Genomic DNA, 19,448 nt, shown 5'->3' on the forward strand with positions numbered 1-19,448 from the left:
GCTGATTGGGGAAATGGGCCATAAACAGCTAACCTAAACTGCCGTGACTACCCCTTCTTTGAACTCTCAGCAGCAGTCTTCGCCTCGCACATATGAGGTACGTACGTTCGGTTGTCAGATGAACGTCCATGACTCGGAACGACTGTCTGGCTTGCTGGAAGAAAACGGTTATGTAGCGGCTGCAGAAGGCGATAATCCTGATCTGGTCGTTTTCAACACCTGTGCCGTTCGAGAGAATGCGGACAATCGCCTTTATGGCACGTTGGGACAGCTCAAACCAGTCAAGGATGCTCACCCAGGCATGCAGATTGCCGTCGGTGGCTGCTTGGCCCAGAAGGATAAGGACGTCGTCGTAAAGAAGGCCCCATGGGTGGACGTTGTCTTCGGTACGCATAACTTGGGTTCGTTGCCAGCACTGTTGGAACGCGCCGCTCATAATGACCGGGCTGAAGTCGAGATTAAGGACGCACTGGAAGAATTTCCCTCGGTGCTGCCGGCCAAGCGTGAATCCACTTACGCAGGTTGGGTGAGTATCTCCGTAGGCTGCAACAACACGTGCACCTTCTGCATCGTCCCCAGTTTGCGTGGTAAGGAACGCGATCGTCGTCCAGGCGAGATTCTCGCTGAGGTGCAGGCACTCGTGGAGCAGGGCGTTACTGACGTCACCCTCCTTGGACAGAATGTCAACGCCTATGGTGTTAACTTCGCCGACCCTGACATGGAACGCGACCGCTCGGCTTTTTCCAAGTTGCTGCGCGCCTGCGGCCAGATTGAGGGGTTGGAGCGCGTGCGCTTTACGTCTCCGCACCCAGCTGAGTTCACCGATGATGTCATCGACGCCATGGCGGAGACACCGAACGTGGTTCATCAGCTACACATGCCACTACAGTCCGGTTCCGACCGAGTGCTGAAAGACATGCGCCGTTCCTACCGCACCAAGAAATTCCTGGGAATTCTGGAGAAGGTTAGGGAAAAAATGCCGGATGCCGCCATTACCACTGACATTATTGTCGGTTTCCCAGGCGAGACTGAAGAGGACTTCCAGCAAACTCTCGACGTGGTGGAAAAGGCTCGTTTTAGCTCGGCGTTCACCTTCCAATACTCGCCCCGCCCGGGAACTCCGGCGGCAACCATGGCGGATCAGGTTCCACCACAGGTTGTGAAGGAACGCTATGGTCGGCTGCTAGCGCTTCAGGAGCGTATTTCCGAGGAAGAAAACGCTAAGCTAGTCGGCCGGGAAGTCGAGCTGCTGGTCAGCCAGTCCGATGGCCGTAAGAATGCGGAGACTCATCGCATGTCTGGTCGTAGTCGGGATGGCCGCCTGGTGCACTTCAGCCCGTCGGAAAGCGAACCAGGCATCGTCGACCGCAAGATTCGCCCAGGTGATTACGTGACAGTACGCGTGACCGACTCCGCACCGCACTTCCTCATTGCTGACTCCGGTGTGCTCACACACCGCCGCACTAAGGCGGGCGATAATGTAGAGGTCGGCCAGACTCCGACGACCGCGCCGATCGGAGTTGGTCTGGGCTTGCCAAAGATTGGGCGCCCGGAGAAAACGAGTGTAAGTGAGGGATGCGGCTGTGAGTAGTGACAAGGCTTCGCCGGAAAGTGATATGGAATCCACTAGCGAGCAGTCGGTGGAATCCGCGCAGGCGTTGCGGGTTCAGGAGCGCAAGGCCGCTGGCGAGCTGGATCTCGGCCGTGCGGTGATTCCGATGATGGTTGCCGTCATCGGCCTCATTACGAGTTTCTTCCTTCCGCACTCGGGCGTTGTTTTGGGCTTTGATGTGTTGCTGGATACGGATGTTGCGCATCAGTACTTCACGACTCGACCGGAGCGAATTTACTCCATTCTCGTGGTGGTAGGTGTCTTGCTAGCTATTGCCACGCTGATTACGCGGACGACGATTCTCGCATTCGTCACCTGGTTTTTTGCCTGTATTCAGATGGTCTACTCAGTCTTCGCTGGTTGGATGCGTCAGTCTCGTCCACAGGAACTGGCCGGCGAGGGTATTTCCTTCGGCCTGATGCTCGGTATTTTCTGCAGTTTTCTACTGGCCATCTCCGTGACTTTCATCGCTTTCCGACGTAGTAAGGAGCAGCTCGCAATCGCGACGAAACGTCGCAAGCACGCTGACACCGATCCGGTACTGCGCGCGCAGCAGGTTTACCTGCGGGCGGGCCTGACCCCGAATACGACTACGGATGTTGAGGTCGTCGACGACCGCCGTGAACGCGCTCGCCGACGCAATCGTGTCCAGCAGGGCAGTAGCGCGGATAATGTCTCTCAGCAGACCGGCGAAAAGGACGAACAGGTCAGCGACGAGTAGTGAGACTTTTTAACTAGCGCAGTAAGTATGGGGCTCTCTTCCATTCCGGAAGAGAGCCCCTTACTTTTAACCATCGACGCGTTGCCAGCGCGTAGCTGAGCCAGGATTCTGTTGCGGACGCCGGAGAGCGAGAACCTGCTTCCCCGACACACAACTAGCTTCTGTTAGAGCTCCTTGAGAGTCTCCGCGGCCTGCTCTGCCCACTGTCGCCACTGTTCGGCCTGCTCCCGAGCCTTGGCGGCCTGAGAAGCCTTGCCCTTCGCCTCGAGTTCGGCGGCCTTCTGCTCAAACTCCGCTGCGCGGTTGGCGAACTGCTGGACGCGAGCCTGTGCTTCGGGGTCGGTACGGCGCCACTGCGAATCGGCAGCATCGGAGACGCGCTTTTCCAGTGCGCCAATGCGGTTTTCATACTCACGCACACGACCACGCGGCACAAAGCCGATGGCCTCCCATTTCTCCTGCAACTGACGCAGTTCGTTGCGAGCGTGATCGAGGCCCTTGGACGGATCAATGCGGTCTTCGTATTCAGCCAGCAGTGCGTCCTTGGCCGCAGCGTTTTCCTCGAACTCCTTGTCTCGAGCTTCGTTGACCGCGTTGCGAGCACCAAAGAACTCATCCTGGGCGGCCTTGAACTGCGCCCACAGCTTGTCATCGACCTCGCGTGGGGCTCGACCAGCGGCCTTCCACTCAGCCATCAGGTCACGGAAGGCAGCAGCGGTGCCACCCCAATCAGTGGAGGTCTTCAGGGCCTCAGCTCGCTCAATGATGTCCTCCTTAACGCGGCGAGCAGCCGCACGGTTGCGGTCCAGTTCCGCAAAATGGGCACCGCGGCGGCGGTTGAAAGAATCACGCGCGCGAGAGTAACGGCGCCAGAGTTGATCATCAGTTTTGCGGTCGATGCCGCGAATCTGCTTCCACTCCGTGAGAATCTCGCGGATACGGTCGCCGGCGACCTTCCACTCGGTGGAGTTCTCTGCGAGCTCCTCGGCCTCTGCGGCGAGCTCTTCCTTACGTGCGATGGCGTTCTTACGGCGCTCTGCCTTGTCGTGAGCGACTTTCTCCTCTGCGACGTGGGAGGTGGCAATGACCTCTGCAAGGCGCTTATCCAGCGCATCGATATCGCCGAGAACCGTGGCGGTGGCAAGGCTCTCACGCAGTTCAACTGCGTTGTGAGAAATGGTCTTTGCCTCCTGCGGGTGGGAGACTACACGAGATTCCAGTAGCTCGACCTCGGTGGCCAGATCCTCGTAGCGCTTGCCGTAGTGGGCATAACCCTCTTCTACGGTGCCAGCCTGCCAGGAGCCAATATTGCGTTCGCCGGCGCTGGTGACCAGCCAAACAGTGCCGTCTTCGTCAATGCGGCCAAACTTCTTTGGATCATTGTGGACGGCATGTGCCACAGCGGCCGACCCCGCAGGCGCTGGAGTAGCTCCAGGGGCCTTACGATGAGCCGGCATTGCGCCTGGTCGAGGTCCCGGACGTGGACCCGGGCGTGGACCTGGCTTAGGGGAATTGCTGGTACCGGTCATAGTGGGTAAACCTCTTCCAATCTTCATGCAGAACTGCCGCGCGACACGGCTGCCATCAAACACTTACGGTATGTGCTCGAGTATCCCAAAAATTTTGGCACAGCGCGCGTAACACCGCCGGAATAAGGCATCGACTAGCCCCTCACGGTAGCGTTGAGGACGTGAATTCGCGTTTGCCTCGGCTTGTTATCGTTCCGCGTGCGCTCCTCATCGTCGAGGAGCTGGGTGGTTTTGCGCCCACCGCCACGGAATTGCGCCGTCATGCCCGTGAAACCGTCGCGACGCTGTGGACAGATGACGAACCCGGGGAGCCCGGCGCGGTCGCTATTATCACTGGCAGGATGCAGGCGAAGTCCCCGCACCAGACCAGCGCACCCGACAGTTTTTCTCCGTATGCGGTTGATGTCACGGTGTCAGGCGGAACCGAATTACCTGAGCTGCTGGGACGCTGGCTTATCGAAGACTACGCGCGACGGAATTCTGAAGGACCCACTGGCCGCGTCATTCAGGCAACGTGCTTCGACTCTATCGCTGAGGCACTCGCTGCCGGTCACACGCGTCTGCTTGTGCTTGTCGACGGCGCATTCGGCCTTGCGGACGATTCCCCGGTCGGCGTAATTGAAGGTGCAGCGGAGGTTGATGCGCTGTGCAGTCTAATTGCTGGTCAGGACTGCTCAAGCATTAACGTGGAAAATATTGTGTTTCCAGCTCCCGGCGCGTACGCGGCCGAGTTATGGCAGCAGCTGAGTAAAGCTGCTGAAAGCTGGACGGGGTCTGGAATGACCGTCGTAAAGCGTTCTTACTATGACAGGGCGCCTTACGGCATCGGTTACCACGTGGCCAGCTGGCAGTGTGTTGCGAAGTAAGAGCTCGCGTTTTTAGTTTTTGTGCAGGAGTGTGAACTGGGTAGTGACGGCTTTCGAGAGTGAGAGCTTGCCGGTGCCGATTGCGGTGGTAGGGCCGACGGCGTCGGGAAAGTCGGATTTGGGGCTGGTGCTTGCGGAGCAGCTTGGCGGTGAGGTCGTCAATGTTGATTCGATGCAGCTCTATCGAGGAATGGATATCGGAACAGCGAAGCTGTCGGTGGACCAGCGGCGGGGGATTCCGCACCACCAACTCGATGTGCTGAACGTGACGCAGCCGGCGAGTGTGGCGACGTATCAGCGTGAGGCGGTCGCGGATGTTGAGGCTATTCGCGCGCGGGGGAAAGTCCCCATCCTTGTCGGCGGGTCGATGATGTACGTACAGGCGTTGGTGGACGACTGGCAGTTCCCACCTACGGACCCTGAGGTACGTGCGAAGTGGGAGGCAGTGCAAGACGAGATTGGTCCGGCGGCGTTGCACGATCGGTTGGCAGAGATTGATCCGGATGCGGCGGCAATTATTGAGACCAACGACCCGCGGCGCACTGTCCGGGCTTTGGAGGTCATCGAGCTGACAGGTAAACCTTTTGCAGCGTCGAAGCCGTCGATTGATAAGCCACCGCGGTGGAACACTCGCATATTGGGGTTGCGCACGCAGGCGGAATGGCTAAATCCGCGGATAGAACAGCGTACGCGGGGCATGTTTGCCGCTGGCCTGGTGGAAGAAACTGAGAGTTTGATTGCGCAAGGGTTGCGCGAAGGTGTGACCGCTAGTCGCGCGATCGGCTATGCACAGGTGCTGGACTACTTCGATGGGGTTTACGACCTGGATACGGCTTGTGAACGCACGATTACTGGTACGCGCAGGTATGTGCGACGTCAGCGCTCCTGGTTCAACCGTGATCATCGGATCATGTGGCTAGACGCTGCCGGTGACGTGCCGGGACAGGCGTTTTCCGCACTTGGTCTGTAAGAGATTCGGACCTCCCGCTAGCATCAAGGGCATGGTTTCATTTGCCAAAGGCCACGGTACGCAAAACGATTTCTTGATTTTTCCAGATGATTTGGTGTCGATTGATTTGACCGAATCACTGGTCGCAGCAGTATGCGATCGACAGCGAGGTCTTGGCGCTGACGGCGTCCTGCGGGTTGCCCGTGCGGGGAAACTCGTCGATGCCGGTGTTTTGGCGGCATTGCCGGAGGGCGTTAAAGCCGACGATTGGTTTATGGACTACCGCAATAGTGACGGTTCTATTGCCGAGATGTGCGGGAATGGTGTCCGCGTCTTTGCACACTATATTGCCGCGATTCACAGCCCGGACAGTGTCGTCGACGGAACCTTGCGGGTGGGCACTCGAGCAGGGCTGCGCGCTGTTTCGATTGATGAGCTCAGCCGCAGGCACGCGGTCGTTGGGGTGGATATGGGCCAGCCAGAAGTCCTCGGCCTCGCTACTGCGTTCATCGGTTCGGGCAACAATGCCCAGAAATTCGCCGGGATTGGTGTCGACGTGGGAAATCCGCATTTGGCCTGCGTCATGCCTGGCCTAAATGCCGCCGCTCTGGCGGAGCTGGAATTGGAAGCGGCGGGTAGTGTCGCGAAGCCAGTGCGTGCCGACGAAGCCATGTTCCCGAACGGCCTCAATGTGGAAATTGTCACCCCGCTGGATGCCTGTGATTCGGTGTCCATGCGAGTAATTGAACGTGGAGTTGGTGAGACCCGCTCGTGTGGCACCGGTACGGTTGCGGCAGCTATTGCCGCGCTGGCCGATGCCGGCCGGACTGAGGGGGTTGTGACAGTCAAGGTGCCCGGCGGTGTGGTGACTGTGGATGTCCACAAGGCCAGCAATGCGGATGGGGACTTCTCGGCGACCTTGACCGGGCCGAGCGTGATTCACACGCTCGGCGATATTGAGCTGGAAGCCCTGTGACTGGTAGCTAGTGCAGCAGGAGCCCTAGCGGGGTAGTGGAAGCGGTGGGGAGTTAGCGGACTAGTGTCCGCCGCAGCCACCGTCGCCACAACCACAGCCGCCATCGCCACAGCCGCCTCCGCAACCTTGAGGCGGAATGATCTCACCGGTCAGTGAGAAAGTGCCGGAGACGACCATACCTGGCTGGGGAGCTTCGTCGCCGCCGGGGACAAGTACGTCCATGGGGGTCGGAAGAGCAAGGTTGAGCACCCAGAACTTCTTGCCGGTCAGCTCATTGACATGCTTGCGGGAGTTATTGATAACACCAGCCAGTTTGACGGTTGCGCTAGGCGATGCCTTGCCGACCTGATCTCCGACAATTGCCTTAGCACCTTCGAAGTCCAATGTTGTCGGGGTTGCCCCAGTGCGCTTTTCGTACTCCTCAGCGGATGCGTCGAGGGTGAAATCAGTTGCCAGAGCTGATAGCGCGACATGCTCAAAAGTCTGAGTTCCGGCATCAACAATCATTGGCCCCTGTGACAGCAGGCAGGTAGCGACCTCGATGACCTTGTCAAAGTTATCCGAGGAGGGATCATCCTCGACGATTTCCACGAGCGCCAAGACATCGTCCACGCTGGATACATGGGCAGTGACGGTCGGGCTGCCCGCGAAGCCGGCGTAGGTAGAAAATGGTTCAACACCCAGGATGTGCAGACGCGCACCAGAGGAATCTTCGAAACGGACCAGCTGGCCACCGCGGACCTCGCCGATGACCGACAGATTGTCACTGGCAATCGCGGCTTCCATCGCGTCTCGCCAGCTGGGGTAGTCCATGCCAATGCTTCGCAAGTCAGTAGTCATACTTTTCGATGATACTTCCCATATCTTCATCTGCGAACTAACGAATCGCACGTGAGCACATTGTGCTCTGGGGTACCTAGAACCATTCCTCCACGCCGCGGCAACTATTCGGATGGGACTAACAATTCTGCCACGCTAAATAGGCAAATATTAAGTGTGGCATAAATAACTTTCCTTAGGTGTGCCCGGTTTATTCCATTTAGGCATGCCTAAGAGTAAGCTCATCTCCGTAAACACGATTTGCTTAGCTTAATTCTTATCTATATAAGCGAGGTTTCTCATGCTCGGATTGCGGTCTCGAAAACAGTCGGATGACATTCAGTCGCTTGCCGACGTCCCGGTGGGGGTAACCGTCACTCTGGGAGCGTCGCATGTGGATGAGCGCCTGTGCCGCAGGCTTTCGCAACTGGGGCTTCGCCCTGGAATGAGTGTCACTGTGGGACGGAGCACCAGCGGCGGTGGGCGAATCGTCCATGCTGGCGCAACGCGCTACGCCATCGATGCCAGCACGCTGCACAAGATGTCCGTCGTGGGTTAGGTCCCCTACATCTCTTTTCTCACCTCCCTCCTGAAAGTAAACAATGACAACACCTACGGATTCCTCAACGCGAAAATTCGCATCCACGCCCAGCTGCCATGCATGCAGTGGCGGAGCACCAGCAAAGGATGGTGCACCTGTTGTCGCAGTAGTCGGCGCACCGAACTCCGGTAAGTCAACACTGTTCAATAGTTTGACTGGTGCGAAAGCGCAGATGGGCAATTGGCCTGGTACGACCGTAGAGGTCAGCCGCGGCGCGTGGAAGACCGATGCCGCTGAGTACGATGTCATCGATTTCCCGGGTGCCTACTCGCTGGATGCCATGAGTCCGGACGAAGAGCTCACTCGCGAGATGCTCATCGAGAAACCGGAAGAAGAACGCCCGGATCTCGTCGTTGTCGTTGTCGACGCCACGGCACTGGGCCGTGGTCTCTACATGGCCGCGGAATTGGCGGAACAGCCCCAGCGCATCGTTCTGGCTCTGACCAAACTAGATGTTGCCAAGGCCAAGGGCATCGATGTGAATCCGGACGCATTGCAGTCAGCTATGGGGATGCCGGTGGTGGCGCTGGATCCCCGTCGTAAAGCGGGAATGGCGCGGTTGGCCGACGCGGTAGCAGCGGCTCTGGACGGATGTAGTTCGGTGTCGTCACCGATTCGCCAGGTCGATGGTGAATCGATTGAACGCCTGGACGACGCACGCTTTGCCGCGATTGATGCGGCGGTTGCGGCATCTACGGGCGGGGTGGAAGATCGCCAGACTTTCTCCGACCGCATTGATAACGTGGTTCTTCACCCGGTGCTCGGACCGATTGTGTTCCTGGCAGTTATGTGGGCAGTCTTCCAAATCACGACGACGGTAGCAGCACCGTTGCAGGACGGTTTGGAAACCCTTATTACCGGTAATTTCGCAGATTTGGTTACTCGTGGATTAGAAGCGGTGGGATGGGACCATCCGATTGTCACCGGGCTGCTTGTAAACGGCATCATCGGTGGTGTCGGCATGGTGCTGACCTTCGTTCCGCTGATGGCACTCATGTTCCTGTGCCTCGCAGTACTCGAGGATTCAGGGTATATGGCGCGTGCAGCCGTGGTGGCTGACCGTGTCATGCGTGCAATTGGTCTTCCGGGTAAGGCATTTATTCCGCTGATTGTTGGCTTTGGTTGTAACGTGCCAGCGATTTCGGCAACACGTGTGCTGAGTAATCCGCGCCACCGCATTTTGACGGCACTACTGGTTCCGTTTACCTCCTGCTCGGCGCGTCTAACCGTGTATGTCATGTTGGGTGCGGTGTTCTTCCCGGAACACGCGGGCACAGTCGTCTTCGCTATGTACGTGATCTCGATTCTGCTGATCGTTCTGACCGGCCTTGCATTGCGTAAGACCTTGTGGCGCACCATGCCGTCGGAACCGCTGGTCATTGACCTGCCAACCTACCAGCTTCCGACCGCACGGCTGGCACTATCTGTGATGTGGATGCGTCTGAAGGGCTTCCTGCAGACCGCTAGTGGAATCATCGTCAGCACCGTCATCGTCGTATGGCTTCTGATGTCTATCCCGGTTGTCTCCGGGCACTCCTTTGCCGATGAAGACCTGGCACCGCAGGACTCCGCATACGGTGCAGTCAGCGAAACTATTGCTCCTGTGTTTAACCCGGCAGGTTTCGGTACATGGTCTCTGACAGGTCCGTTGGTGACGGGCTTTGTGGCCAAGGAAGCCGTCATTTCTACCTGGGCACAGACCTATGCAGTGGAGGACGTCACCGACTCCGATTCGAGCGAACAGGCCTCCAGCCCGCTCGCGGAGAATATTCGACGTGACTTTGACAATGCATCCGATGGACATGGATTGGCAGCAGTCTGGGCCTACATGATCTTCCTGCTGGCTTACACACCGTGCGTGGCTACGCTCGCGGCACAACGTCGAGAGATCGGCGTGAAGTGGACGGGCTTCGGTTTGCTAGCGCAGCTGGTCGTTGCATGGGCACTGGCCGTGATTGTTTTCCAAGGGTTGAAGCTGTTCCTGTAAAGCCTCGTTGATTCCTAGTAGCTTCGGCAAAGCTACTAAGTCACACTTGCGAACTAGAAATCAGATCCAACAAGAATCGCGATACGGAAAGGAGCTATCGCCGTGGGACTCTTTAGAGCCAGGAAGAATACGACGGTTACTCGTCGGCCTTCAGAAGCCGTTCAGGATGCAATTGCGCAGGGCATTAGCTCCCGACGCAAGATTTGCGAAATCACCGGATTGCAGCGAGCAACGGTAGACCTCATCCTTGACCGCATGGAACACACCGGCCAACTGCGCCGGGAATCCCTCGGTGGCATGTGCCCAGGCGGAGGTTGTTCCAACTGCGGAATGTCCGACAGCGGTACGTGTACTGGTGGTAGTTCTAAGAGTGGTCCGGTCGCACTGGTTCTGACACGCAGGCCACCTTCTGCAGCCTAAGTCTTGAGCTTCGGCTCGGTATTCTCCGCACACAATGCGGAGAATTTGGCTTGTCATGCGACAATAGCAGCTAGTATGACGAATTTTTCCAACAACTTTGATGAGGTCAGCGACGAAACGTCGCAGCAAGCTCGCACCTCGCACGAGATGGACGATTTTTTCATCGACGCTAACGATGCTGGCGAAAACGCCGATAGTGCCTCCGGGGATGCGTTCGCAACGGACGTCGGCACGCAAAGGGAACCTACCGTCGGTGATTTGGATTTGGAGGCGCGTTCCTCTCTGCGCCGGCTGACCAGGTCAGTAGCACATACTGAGTCTGAAGAAGTGATGGTCGAGTACCGTCAGCTCCGACTGGAACGCGTGGTGCTGCTCGGTGTCTGGACATCCGGGACCCTTCAGGAAGCTGAAGTGGCGATGGAGGAGCTCGCCGCACTGGCAGAGACTGCAGGTTCGGAAGTTTTAGAGATGGTGCTGCAGCGCCGCGATAAGCCGGACCCTGGTACTTACGTGGGATCCGGCAAGCTCAACGAGCTTCGCGATATTGTCGCCTCTACCGGCGCAGATACAGTTATTTGCGACGGTGAACTGTCTCCCGGTCAATTGGTGGCGCTGGAGGATCGCCTTGACGCCAAGGTTATTGACCGCACCATGCTGATTCTGGATATCTTTGCTCAGCACGCGAAGTCCAAGGAGGGCAAGGCGCAGGTCTCGCTGGCACAAATGCAGTACCTGTACACGCGTCTGCGCGGCTGGGGCGGCAACCTATCGCGTCAGGCTGGTGGTCGCGCGGGCTCCAACGGCGGCGTGGGTCTGCGTGGTCCGGGTGAAACTAAGATCGAAACCGATCGTCAGCGCCTACGCCAAGATATGGCGCGAATCCGCAAGGAATTAGCTGGCATGAAGACTGCGCGTGAGATTAAACGCGCACGTCGTAAGGCTGGACACCTGCCGCGCGTGGCAATTGTCGGCTACACCAACGCGGGTAAATCTTCGTTGCTCAACGCACTGACAGGCGCTGGTGTGCTGGTGGAAGACGCGCTGTTTGCAACGCTGGATCCGACGACTCGTCGCACCAAGCTTCGCGACGGTCGCACGGTGATTATGACCGATACGGTCGGATTTGTTCGCCACTTGCCGACGCAGCTCATTGAAGCTTTTCGCTCGACCTTGGAAGAGGTGCTCGAAGCCGACGTCATCATGCACGTCGTAGACTCCTCTGACCCATTCCCGCTGGAGCAGATTAAGGCTGTCAACAAAGTCATCAACGAAATCGCGGAGGAAGAAAAGGCCGAGATTCCGCCCGAGCTGTTGGTAGTCAACAAGGTGGACAAGGCCGATGGCATTACCCTGGCGCAACTGCGCCACCAGCTCGATGATGCGGTCTTTGTCTCTGCGCGAACGGGTGAGGGGATTGGTGAACTGGAGACCCGACTCGAGCTTGCTCTCAATGAGTTGGAGTCTCACGTCCATATGTTGATTCCCTATGACAAGGGCAATATTGTCTCCATGCTCCACGAAGATGCGACCGTGCTGTCGGAGACATGGACAGAGCAAGGCACCCAGATGGATGTGCGTTTGCCCACTAGCCTCGCGGATGAACTGTCGGCATACCGCATCGAACCTGCAGCGGATCCTCACTTCACGGCGGATGCGAATGAGGATAGTAGCAACGACGCCTAGTCGGAATAGGGAGAGCGACAAAGAGCTCCGGCAGTCCTGGGTTTAATGCGGTATCCGTGGCGTGATCTGCGGTGGGCATCCACTAGCATTACAACCATGAATTCTACTTCTGACGCGGAGACCCAACAGGGAACCTCCGCAAATCCGCCTGCTGAAAACGCCGAACGTGGCCGTCTTTTCGGTTGGGATATTCACGGTGACGGTCGAAAGATTGCACCGGGAGCCGTGGTGGCTCCCAACGAACGCCTCGATTGGCCTCGTACAATTGGCATTGGCGCACAGCACGTCATTGCCATGTTTGGTGCAACTCTTCTGGTGCCGCTGTTGACTGGTTTCCCAGTCAATACCACACTGCTGTTCTCGGGTATCGGCACGATTGTCTTCCTGCTAATCACCCGAAACCGCTTGCCCTCTTACCTGGGCTCGTCGTTTGCCTTCATCGCACCACTGACCGCGACACAGGCGCAGGGTATTGGTGTTCAGCTCGGTGTCGTGCTCTGCGCCGGCATCGCGCTCATGCTCGTTGGCTGCGTTGTAAAGTTCGCCGGCAAGCGTGTCCTCGATGCAGTGATGCCACCTGCAGTAACCGGTGCCATCGTCGCTCTCATCGGACTTAACCTGGCGCCTGCCGCCACGGAGAACTTCGCCACTCAGCCGTTGGTCGCATTTGTCACGATGGCATCCATTGTCTTCGCAACCGTCGCTGGCCGCGGTATGGTCAGCCGTCTGGGTGTCCTTATCGGCGTACTAATCGGCTGGGTCTTCGCCGCTGCCACTGGAAATCTCTCGCCCGAGGCTACAGAAACTGTCGGCAATGCCGCCTGGATTGGTCTGCCCGCATTCCACGCGCCGGAGTTCCACTTCAATGCGATGCTGATTGGTCTGCCCGTCATCGTAGTACTCATCGCAGAGAATGTCGGTCACGTCAAGGCTGTTGCTGCCATGACCGGCCGAAACCTCGATGACATCGCTGGCGATGCTCTTATTGCAGACGGTCTAGCCACCACCATCGCCGGTTCAGCTGGTGGTTCTGGTACCACTACCTACGCTGAAAATATCGGTGTTATGGCCGCTACCCGTGTCTATTCGACCGCAGCTTACTGGGTGGCAGCTTTCACCGCCATTGCACTGGCTTTCATTCCAAAGTTCGGCGCACTCATCTTGACCATTCCTACCGGCGTGCTCGGTGGGGCAACGATGGTGCTCTACGGCCTAATCGGTTTGCTCGGTGTGCGCATCTGGATGGACGAAAAGGTCGACTTCAACAACCCGGTTAATCTCACCGCTGCCGCTACCGCGCTGATCGCGGGTATCGGCAACCTCACCCTCGACATTGGTTCGCTGACGCTGGAGGGCATTGCTTGGGGGTCGGTCGGCATTATTATCGGCTATCCAATTTTGAACTGGCTCTACAACCGCATCGGCGAGAACCGCTCGTAGGCCACCCGTCCAGGGCAGAATCTCGCACGAATGCTTAACGACGGAACCACGTGACCGTTGCCACAATGTTTCGTCGTTAAGCTGATTGCTTTTAATCGCTCAGATCTTGGGCGATGAGTTCGGCGATTTTCTCTACCGCAACCGCGTTGCTACTGGTCACAGTGACTTCATCGCCGAATTCGGCACCGAGTGCCATGAGCATCAACGAGGATGAAGCATCGGCCGGTTCGTTGTCGGGCTCGTCTGAGTCAAGGAGCTCGACCAGAATTTCTTCCTGAAAACGGGAGGCACGCTCAGCGATGACCGTTGCAGGGCGGGCATGAATACCCACCTTGGAGCCGACGTGGACATGTTGAGTAACCATGCGAGCGGCATCCTGCCTTTCTGCTTCTCGATTTCCTCGATGCCATTTCTGAGCTTAATAGGTTGCCCGGATGGGTTGGGGAATGTTTGCTGAAAATCGTAGAAATGCTCGTTGGGATAAACCAGCCGGTGCGGTAAAAACTACGCTTCCGCTGAAACGTCCGCTTCTAGGTTTTGATTATCGGTGCTGACTTGCCGCGGCCACAGGCTTTTAGCTGCCACAACGAGAATTGCTGCCACTATGCTGCCCAAGACGATTGCAGTAAGCCATGCGACAGGGTTGTCGATTGCAAACAGCACAAAAATACCTCCGTGCGGAACACGTGTGGCCGCACCCAAAGCCATTGAGGTGCCACCGGTGACGGCACCGCCAATCACAATCGGCGGAATCACACGTAGCGGATCTGCGGCGGCGAAGGGAATTACTCCCTCTGAAATGAAGGCCGCACCGAGCACCCAGCCCGCTTTGCCGTTTTGACGCTCCGCCGAACTGAACAGCTTTGGTCGGAGCACAACTGCCAGAGATGTAGCCAATGGAGGTACCATGCCCGCCGCCATCACAGCGGCCATGACCTTCCATGATGCGGGATCTGCTGAGGCGATGTTTGCGACGGCAAAAAGATAAGCAGCCTTGTTGATCATTCCGCCCATATCCACGCACATCATTGCGCCGAGAAGACCACCGAACAGGAACGCCGCCGTCGTATCCAGTGATTGCAGCCACTGCTGCAGAGCCGTCATCAGCCACGCCAGCGGCATCCCGAGCAGCAGGTACATGGTGAGCCCAACGGCCATAGCTCCGAGCATAGGAATCACGACAACCGGCATCAGCGGTCGCAGCCAGTCCGGGACTTTCATCCTCAACAGTAGGGCTACAACTAGTCCCGCCAGGATGCCTGTCACCAGGCCCCCAAGGAAGCCGGCGCCAACCGTGACCGCGATGGCACCGCCAATAAAGCCTGGTGCAATGCCGGCTCTGCCAGCCATGCCAAAGGCGATATAAGCACTCATTACAGCCACAATGACCTGCATGCCGTGGTTGCCAATGGCAAAAAGCGCCGAGCCGAGATACAGCCACAGCCCACTACGATCAATTAGCACGGTGCCGAGATCTTTTGTCGGCACAGCAATCGGGGCATCGAGTCCGATAATCTCCGGCAGCCGCAAATCCCTAGTCACGGCGTCAGCTACTACACCAACCTGATGACCGCCGACGAGGAATCCCAGCGCAATCAACAACCCCGATGCGGCCACGAACGGCACCATATAGCTGACACCGGTCATAATGGCATCACGAACCCAGTGTCCGAAGGCTTTGTCACCGCCTAAGGATGATTTATGTGCCCCCACCTTGGTAGTTGCTTGTACCCTCTCAGATGAAGGGTCCGCGCCGGTAGTACCGGTTTGCGGACCGGCCTCCTTGTCGTGGTCATCCTTAGGTTGCGGCGCCTTTCGGTCGTAGGCGCGAACCCGTGATTGTTCTGCTTTTGCCTTCGCTTGTTCAATAACCGCAGTAGGTTCATTGACTGCCTTACGAATTGGCACTTTGACCTGTGGTTTATCGCTGAAGCGCTTAAGCCCCGTAACCCCAATATCGGCTGCGATTACTAGCACGTCGGCCCGGGCAATTGCCTCTGCGGGGGCTTCCTGGGTTCCTGCCGAGCCCTGCGTCTCTACAGTTAGTGTGACATCAGACATGCTTTCTGCCGCGCCAGTAAGCGCTTCGGCTGCCAAATAAGTGTGAGCGATGCCCGTGGGGCAGGCTGTGATGGCGACGATATTGGTCTTCGTCGGAGGTTTTTTCGCTTTCCGACGCGGCGCTTTGGTGATGTGCTCGCTAATGATCCGGGCGGCCTCTTCATCGCTTTCAGCTCCGCGAAGAGCTGCGCGAAACCCCTTATCGCGAAGTGCCTTTGCGAGTGCGGCCAGAATGTCGACGTGGACATCGCTGTTAGTAGATGGGACACCGATGAAAAAGAGCAGGTCCGCCGGCCCGTCTGGTGTGGTGAATTCCGTAGCGCTGGTTAAGCGGGCAAACATCAGGGTCGGCTTCGACCAATCCTCATGGCGGCAGTGGGGGATGGCTATCCCGCCCGGCAGACCTGTCGGGGCCTTCTCTTCGCGTTCGAGGGCTGCTGCGACGATACCGTTGCAGTTGGTGGCGCGGCTGGTCTCTACAGCTTTAGCGATGAGGTAGTTAAGGATCCTCTCCTTTTGCGGACCGACATCTAGGTTAAGGAACACTGTCGACTCATCGGCTAAGTCTGATGCAATAGCGGAAAAATCTGCCGAAGAAGACATGGTTTTCTAATGCTCCTTATCTAGGCATCGAAAAGCTAAGCGTCGAGCTGCCATAACCGGCCGGCCTCGGGGTGCACCTGTTCTGGATAGGGGATGGTCGTACCGGGAAGACTGGTTGCCGCCGCCCCATAAGCTACGGCGGTGGTTAGTGCATCTTGGTAGCTATCACCGCGTTCGCGGGACATAACGTAGCCGGCCAAAGCACAGTCTCCAGCACCGACCGTCGACTGAGCGACTATCGAGGGGGAGGTAGCAGCGAAACAACCGCCTGACTTCACTGAAAGCACCGCTCCTGCTTCGCCGAGAGTGGCCAGGACTTCGGATACGCCAAGCTCGTTCAGCGCACGAGCAGCCTGCGCTACGGGAAGATAGTTCCCTTCGGCTGCAGCGGCCTCAAGTTCTTCGCCGTCCTGATTAATGATTTGACCAAGTTCGTAGGCGTTCGGCTTCATCAAGAAAGGTCGCACCTTTGGAAATGCGCGAACGACCTCAGTCAGTGGGCCGTCGCTCGTATCCATAGCAACACGAATATTCGGGTTGACCGAATACACCGCCTCGGTGCATTGAACGTAAAAATCCCTGGGGACACCAGGGGGCAATGAACCTGCGAAAACTACCCACGTGGCGTGTTTAGCATGGTGGATAAGTTTCTCCAGGACACGCCTACGGTGCGCTTTCGTCAATGTCATGCCAGGGGAATTGAGCTTGGTGGTCGTCCCATCTGGCTCTGCGAGTGTGAGATTAACGCGGGCTTCGTTAGTCGTGTTGATGGCTTCATGAGGTATGCCAGAGACTTCCAACAGGCGCGTGAATTTTCCGGAGTCCGATGCCGGGTAGAGCGCGAGCGTCTTTTCTCCGGCGTAGTGCAACGCCTTGGACACATTAATTCCCTTGCCACCAGCCATGTCCTCAGCCATTGGTAGACGGAACACGCCACCTCGCTTGAGCTCCGTATCGAGTCGAGCAAGTCGATCGATTGACGGATTTACAGTCAAGGTCAGGATCATGAAGCAACCACAACCTCGACACCTTGCTCCCTGAGGTCATTGACGAACTGTTCCGGGGCAGAGGAATCTGTAATCACGACGTCGATATCTTCCAATGCTGCAAAGCTGACGAGGAAGTCGCGGCCAAGTTTCGTCGAGTCCGCCATAACGATGACCTTGCGCGCATTCGTAATCATCGCGCGCTTTACCGCCGCTTCCTGTGGATCAGCAGTAGAAAGACCGTGGTCAATTGTCAAGGCATTAGAACCAATGAAAGCGACATCGGCACGCATAACCGCGAGAGTGCGGAGTGCCGTATCGCCAGCAACCGCCTGAGTAATGACGCGAACTTGGCCGCCAAGGAGTTGAAGCTCAATGCGGTTCGATCCTGCGAGTGTGATGGCGTTGGGAAGAGAGTTTGTGACAACCGACCAACGGCGGTTATCAGGGGAGTGGACCATCAGCTCTGCAAGAGCCTCGGTGGTAGTTCCAGCATCGAGAAAAATTCCACCACCAGAGTCAGGCAGAAAATCCGCAGCACAGCGGGCAATAGAGAGCTTCGCGTCCTTTTGCGCGTTCTTTCGAGCGGCAACTGAAAACTCAACAGTCTGAAAAGAACGAGTAGCCACAGCGCCACCGTGTACGCGGTGAACTGCGCCCTCTGCATCCAACTGAGCTAGGTCACGGCGAATCGTCTCTGCTGTGACATCGAAAGCTTCCGCAAGATCAGCGACCGTCACGCGCCCTTCGACTGCTGTCAAAGACGCAATCTTCCGGCGGCGTTCCTCTGCGTACATTCCCCGCTCCTTAGCTGTTAAGAAATCTCAGCTTTACTATCTGTTCCCAGTATGCCCGTTTATGTCTGTTTCGGGCAACGAAAATGTGGGAAATTAGAGGCTGCGTAGGACGCTGACAATCTTGCCGAGGATCTTGGCGTGCTCCGCGGGGAGTGGGTCAAAGGCGCGATTATGGGGCATGAGCCACTTGCCAGCAGCGTCTTCGTGCCATTCCTTGACTGTTGCTTCATCTTCAAACAGGGCTGCAACAAAATCTCCCTGTTCGACCACGTCTTGGGAACGGACTACCACCCAGTCTCCGTCGAGAATGCCCGCGTCAACCATGGAATCACCCACGACCTTGAGCAGGTATAGCTGACCAGAGCCCGTAATCTCCATCGGAAGTGCCATGTGACTTTCCACATGCTGCTCCGCCAAAATAGGGTTGCCAGCCGCAATCTGTCCAACGATAGGAACGAAGATTGGCTCTGGCATGTCCTCTGGCATCTCGGGAGTTTGGGTGGTGCCAGTAGCCTTTGGCCCAGGCTTTACCGGAGTGAAAGTGCCAGCGGAGGACTTCGAATCCCTTACGTTTACCGCGCGGGGTTTGTGTGGGTCGCGGCGGAGAAAGCCCTTCTTCTCCAACTCCTTGAGTTGGTATGCCACCGACGAGGTGGAATTCAAGCCCACAGCATCCCCAATTTCTCGAATGCTCGGTGGGTATCCGCGAAGTACGACGGCATCCGAAATGACGTCAAGAATCCGACGCTGCCGATCGGTGAGTGTTTTAGGGTTCGCTTTCTTCTTTTGAGCCATGGAACATCCCTTCTCAAACTCTTTCGAATGAATCATAACTCAAAACTGTTCGAATCGTCGAGCATCGAACACTGTGCGCCCTTGAATTCTTTAGAAAACGTGTACATTATCCGTGCTCGGAGGCGGTGATGATGTCGAAAATCGAAAATAAATCCGGATAGCAGTAGACAATATTCGAACATGGTGTTATAAATCGAACATGACAAGTTACTCGAACAGTCGTTTGATGAAAGGGTCTAGACGGATTCTCCGCATCCGCCCTTGGACATAGTCTCCACAGCGTCGGGAAACGGTCGTACAACTCTTATTCTCTCCAGGCCGGCAACGGTGGGAGAGTCAACGTTGGAAAGGGAGAAAACATGATGTCTACGGTTTCAACCGCACTTGGTGTTAGCAGCACATCTGATATTGACTTTTCTCAAGTTTCCGAGCTCCCTGCTCGGACGACACGGAAAGCCCCGTTGGTGTGGGGTGAACGTAGTGCGTCTTGCACACAGCACATCGTTCGGCCCGGTCAGCGTGCACGTATTGCACAGCGCAATCGAAATGGGGCTTCATCGGCGCGAATGCGGAGGGACAGGTCGCGGCCCAGTCATGTCTCGG

At 57.1% G+C, this 19,448-nt stretch carries 17 protein-coding genes; 10 read left to right on the top strand and 7 right to left on the bottom strand.

Translation table 11 applies throughout. The features are described from left to right. Positions 1 to 43 precede the first annotated feature (43 nt). On the top strand, positions 44 to 1,591 hold the full coding sequence (miaB, locus tag HMPREF2920_RS08895; RefSeq protein ID WP_049170866.1) for a tRNA (N6-isopentenyl adenosine(37)-C2)-methylthiotransferase MiaB: 1,548 nt from the start codon (positions 44 to 46) through the stop codon (positions 1,589 to 1,591). Beyond that, positions 1,584 to 2,333 (top strand): Rv2732c family membrane protein, encoded by a 750-nt coding sequence (locus HMPREF2920_RS08900; RefSeq protein WP_016422614.1) that lies wholly within the window; start codon positions 1,584 to 1,586, stop codon positions 2,331 to 2,333. The genes miaB and HMPREF2920_RS08900 overlap by 8 nt, the downstream gene beginning before the upstream one ends. 164 nt (positions 2,334 to 2,497) lie before the next feature. Here HMPREF2920_RS08900 and HMPREF2920_RS08905 read toward each other — a convergent pair whose 3' ends face one another. Beyond that, entirely contained in the window at positions 2,498 to 3,862 is a 1,365-nt protein-coding gene (locus HMPREF2920_RS08905; protein WP_070604666.1) for a DUF349 domain-containing protein, read from the bottom strand. 161 nt (positions 3,863 to 4,023) lie between these two features. On the opposite strand from HMPREF2920_RS08905, the gene HMPREF2920_RS08910 reads away from it, so the two are divergent. The 3 genes from HMPREF2920_RS08910 (at position 4,024) to dapF (ending at position 6,653) form a co-directional block, all read left to right on the top strand. Beyond that, positions 4,024 to 4,728 carry a hypothetical protein gene (locus HMPREF2920_RS08910; protein WP_070854151.1) on the top strand — a complete coding sequence of 235 codons (705 nt, stop codon included), beginning with the start codon at positions 4,024 to 4,026 and terminating at the stop codon, positions 4,726 to 4,728. Positions 4,729 to 4,795: 67 nt separating this feature from the next. Beyond that, on the top strand, positions 4,796 to 5,698 hold the full coding sequence (gene miaA, locus HMPREF2920_RS08915; protein ID WP_049189646.1) for a tRNA (adenosine(37)-N6)-dimethylallyltransferase MiaA: 903 nt from the start codon (positions 4,796 to 4,798) through the stop codon (positions 5,696 to 5,698). Between the two features lie 31 nt (positions 5,699 to 5,729). Continuing rightward, the gene (gene dapF, locus HMPREF2920_RS08920) at positions 5,730 to 6,653 is read left to right on the top strand and encodes a diaminopimelate epimerase (protein ID WP_070854152.1); all 924 of its coding nucleotides are present in this window, start codon (positions 5,730 to 5,732) and stop codon (positions 6,651 to 6,653) included. 60 nt (positions 6,654 to 6,713) lie between these two features. Here dapF and HMPREF2920_RS08925 read toward each other — a convergent pair whose 3' ends face one another. Then, positions 6,714 to 7,493, bottom strand: coding sequence for a hypothetical protein (locus HMPREF2920_RS08925; RefSeq protein WP_016422619.1), 780 nt, complete (start codon positions 7,491 to 7,493; stop codon positions 6,714 to 6,716). A 280-nt stretch (positions 7,494 to 7,773) separates the two neighbouring features. Between HMPREF2920_RS08925 and HMPREF2920_RS08930 the strand changes: the two genes are divergently transcribed. The 5 genes from HMPREF2920_RS08930 (at position 7,774) to HMPREF2920_RS08945 (ending at position 13,603) form a co-directional block, all read left to right on the top strand. Beyond that, positions 7,774 to 8,031: a FeoA family protein gene (locus HMPREF2920_RS08930; protein ID WP_016422620.1), complete on the top strand. Its 258-nt coding sequence runs from the start codon at positions 7,774 to 7,776 to the stop codon at positions 8,029 to 8,031. A 43-nt stretch (positions 8,032 to 8,074) separates the two neighbouring features. Continuing rightward, complete coding sequence (gene feoB / locus HMPREF2920_RS08935) at positions 8,075 to 10,060, top strand: ferrous iron transport protein B (protein WP_070601518.1); 1,986 nt, start codon at positions 8,075 to 8,077, stop codon at positions 10,058 to 10,060. Positions 10,061 to 10,162: 102 nt separating this feature from the next. Further along, the gene (locus HMPREF2920_RS10740) at positions 10,163 to 10,480 is read left to right on the top strand and encodes a FeoC-like transcriptional regulator (RefSeq protein ID WP_016422622.1); all 318 of its coding nucleotides are present in this window, start codon (positions 10,163 to 10,165) and stop codon (positions 10,478 to 10,480) included. Between the two features lie 75 nt (positions 10,481 to 10,555). Continuing rightward, on the top strand, positions 10,556 to 12,163 hold the full coding sequence (hflX, locus tag HMPREF2920_RS08940; RefSeq protein WP_049189640.1) for a GTPase HflX: 1,608 nt from the start codon (positions 10,556 to 10,558) through the stop codon (positions 12,161 to 12,163). Between the two features lie 96 nt (positions 12,164 to 12,259). Continuing rightward, a complete protein-coding gene (locus tag HMPREF2920_RS08945; RefSeq protein WP_224433128.1) occupies positions 12,260 to 13,603 on the top strand; it encodes a uracil-xanthine permease family protein in 1,344 nt (447 codons plus the stop codon). A gap of 91 nt (positions 13,604 to 13,694) precedes the next feature. On the opposite strand, the gene HMPREF2920_RS08950 is transcribed toward HMPREF2920_RS08945, so the two are convergent. The 5 genes from HMPREF2920_RS08950 to lexA form a co-directional block, all read right to left on the bottom strand. Beyond that, a complete protein-coding gene (locus tag HMPREF2920_RS08950) occupies positions 13,695 to 13,967 on the bottom strand; it encodes an HPr family phosphocarrier protein (RefSeq protein WP_016422625.1) in 273 nt (90 codons plus the stop codon). Between the two features lie 140 nt (positions 13,968 to 14,107). Further along, complete coding sequence (locus HMPREF2920_RS08955; protein ID WP_083308238.1) at positions 14,108 to 16,267, bottom strand: PTS fructose transporter subunit IIABC; 2,160 nt, start codon at positions 16,265 to 16,267, stop codon at positions 14,108 to 14,110. A 35-nt stretch (positions 16,268 to 16,302) separates the two neighbouring features. Further along, entirely contained in the window at positions 16,303 to 17,274 is a 972-nt protein-coding gene (locus tag HMPREF2920_RS08960; RefSeq protein ID WP_070601517.1) for a 1-phosphofructokinase family hexose kinase, read from the bottom strand. Then, entirely contained in the window at positions 17,271 to 18,050 is a 780-nt protein-coding gene (locus HMPREF2920_RS08965; protein ID WP_016422628.1) for a DeoR/GlpR family DNA-binding transcription regulator, read from the bottom strand. Before HMPREF2920_RS08965 ends, HMPREF2920_RS08960 begins: the two co-directional genes overlap by 4 nt. Positions 18,051 to 18,143: 93 nt before the next feature. Further along, positions 18,144 to 18,845, bottom strand: coding sequence for a transcriptional repressor LexA (gene lexA / locus HMPREF2920_RS08970; RefSeq protein WP_016422629.1), 702 nt, complete (start codon positions 18,843 to 18,845; stop codon positions 18,144 to 18,146). Between the last annotated feature and the right edge of the window lie 603 nt (positions 18,846 to 19,448).

It is taken from the genome of Corynebacterium sp. HMSC075F02 (genome assembly GCF_001838335.1).
GTDB lineage: Bacteria > Actinomycetota > Actinomycetes > Mycobacteriales > Mycobacteriaceae > Corynebacterium > Corynebacterium jeikeium_D.

Coding starts and splice junctions, on each gene's coding strand:
- HMPREF2920_RS08905 (WP_070604666.1), bottom strand. CDS start 3,862: ATGACCGGTACCAGCAATTCCCCTAAGCCAGGTCCACGCCCGGGTCCA.
- dapF (WP_070854152.1), top strand. CDS start 5,730: ATGGTTTCATTTGCCAAAGGCCACGGTACGCAAAACGATTTCTTGATT.
- HMPREF2920_RS08925 (WP_016422619.1), bottom strand. CDS start 7,493: ATGACTACTGACTTGCGAAGCATTGGCATGGACTACCCCAGCTGGCGA.
- HMPREF2920_RS08930 (WP_016422620.1), top strand. CDS start 7,774: ATGCTCGGATTGCGGTCTCGAAAACAGTCGGATGACATTCAGTCGCTT.
- feoB (WP_070601518.1), top strand. CDS start 8,075: ATGACAACACCTACGGATTCCTCAACGCGAAAATTCGCATCCACGCCC.
- hflX (WP_049189640.1), top strand. CDS start 10,556: ATGACGAATTTTTCCAACAACTTTGATGAGGTCAGCGACGAAACGTCG.
- HMPREF2920_RS08945 (WP_224433128.1), top strand. CDS start 12,260: ATGAATTCTACTTCTGACGCGGAGACCCAACAGGGAACCTCCGCAAAT.
- HMPREF2920_RS08950 (WP_016422625.1), bottom strand. CDS start 13,967: ATGGTTACTCAACATGTCCACGTCGGCTCCAAGGTGGGTATTCATGCC.
- HMPREF2920_RS08955 (WP_083308238.1), bottom strand. CDS start 16,267: ATGTCTTCTTCGGCAGATTTTTCCGCTATTGCATCAGACTTAGCCGAT.
- HMPREF2920_RS08960 (WP_070601517.1), bottom strand. CDS start 17,274: ATGATCCTGACCTTGACTGTAAATCCGTCAATCGATCGACTTGCTCGA.
- HMPREF2920_RS08965 (WP_016422628.1), bottom strand. CDS start 18,050: ATGTACGCAGAGGAACGCCGCCGGAAGATTGCGTCTTTGACAGCAGTC.
- lexA (WP_016422629.1), bottom strand. CDS start 18,845: ATGGCTCAAAAGAAGAAAGCGAACCCTAAAACACTCACCGATCGGCAG.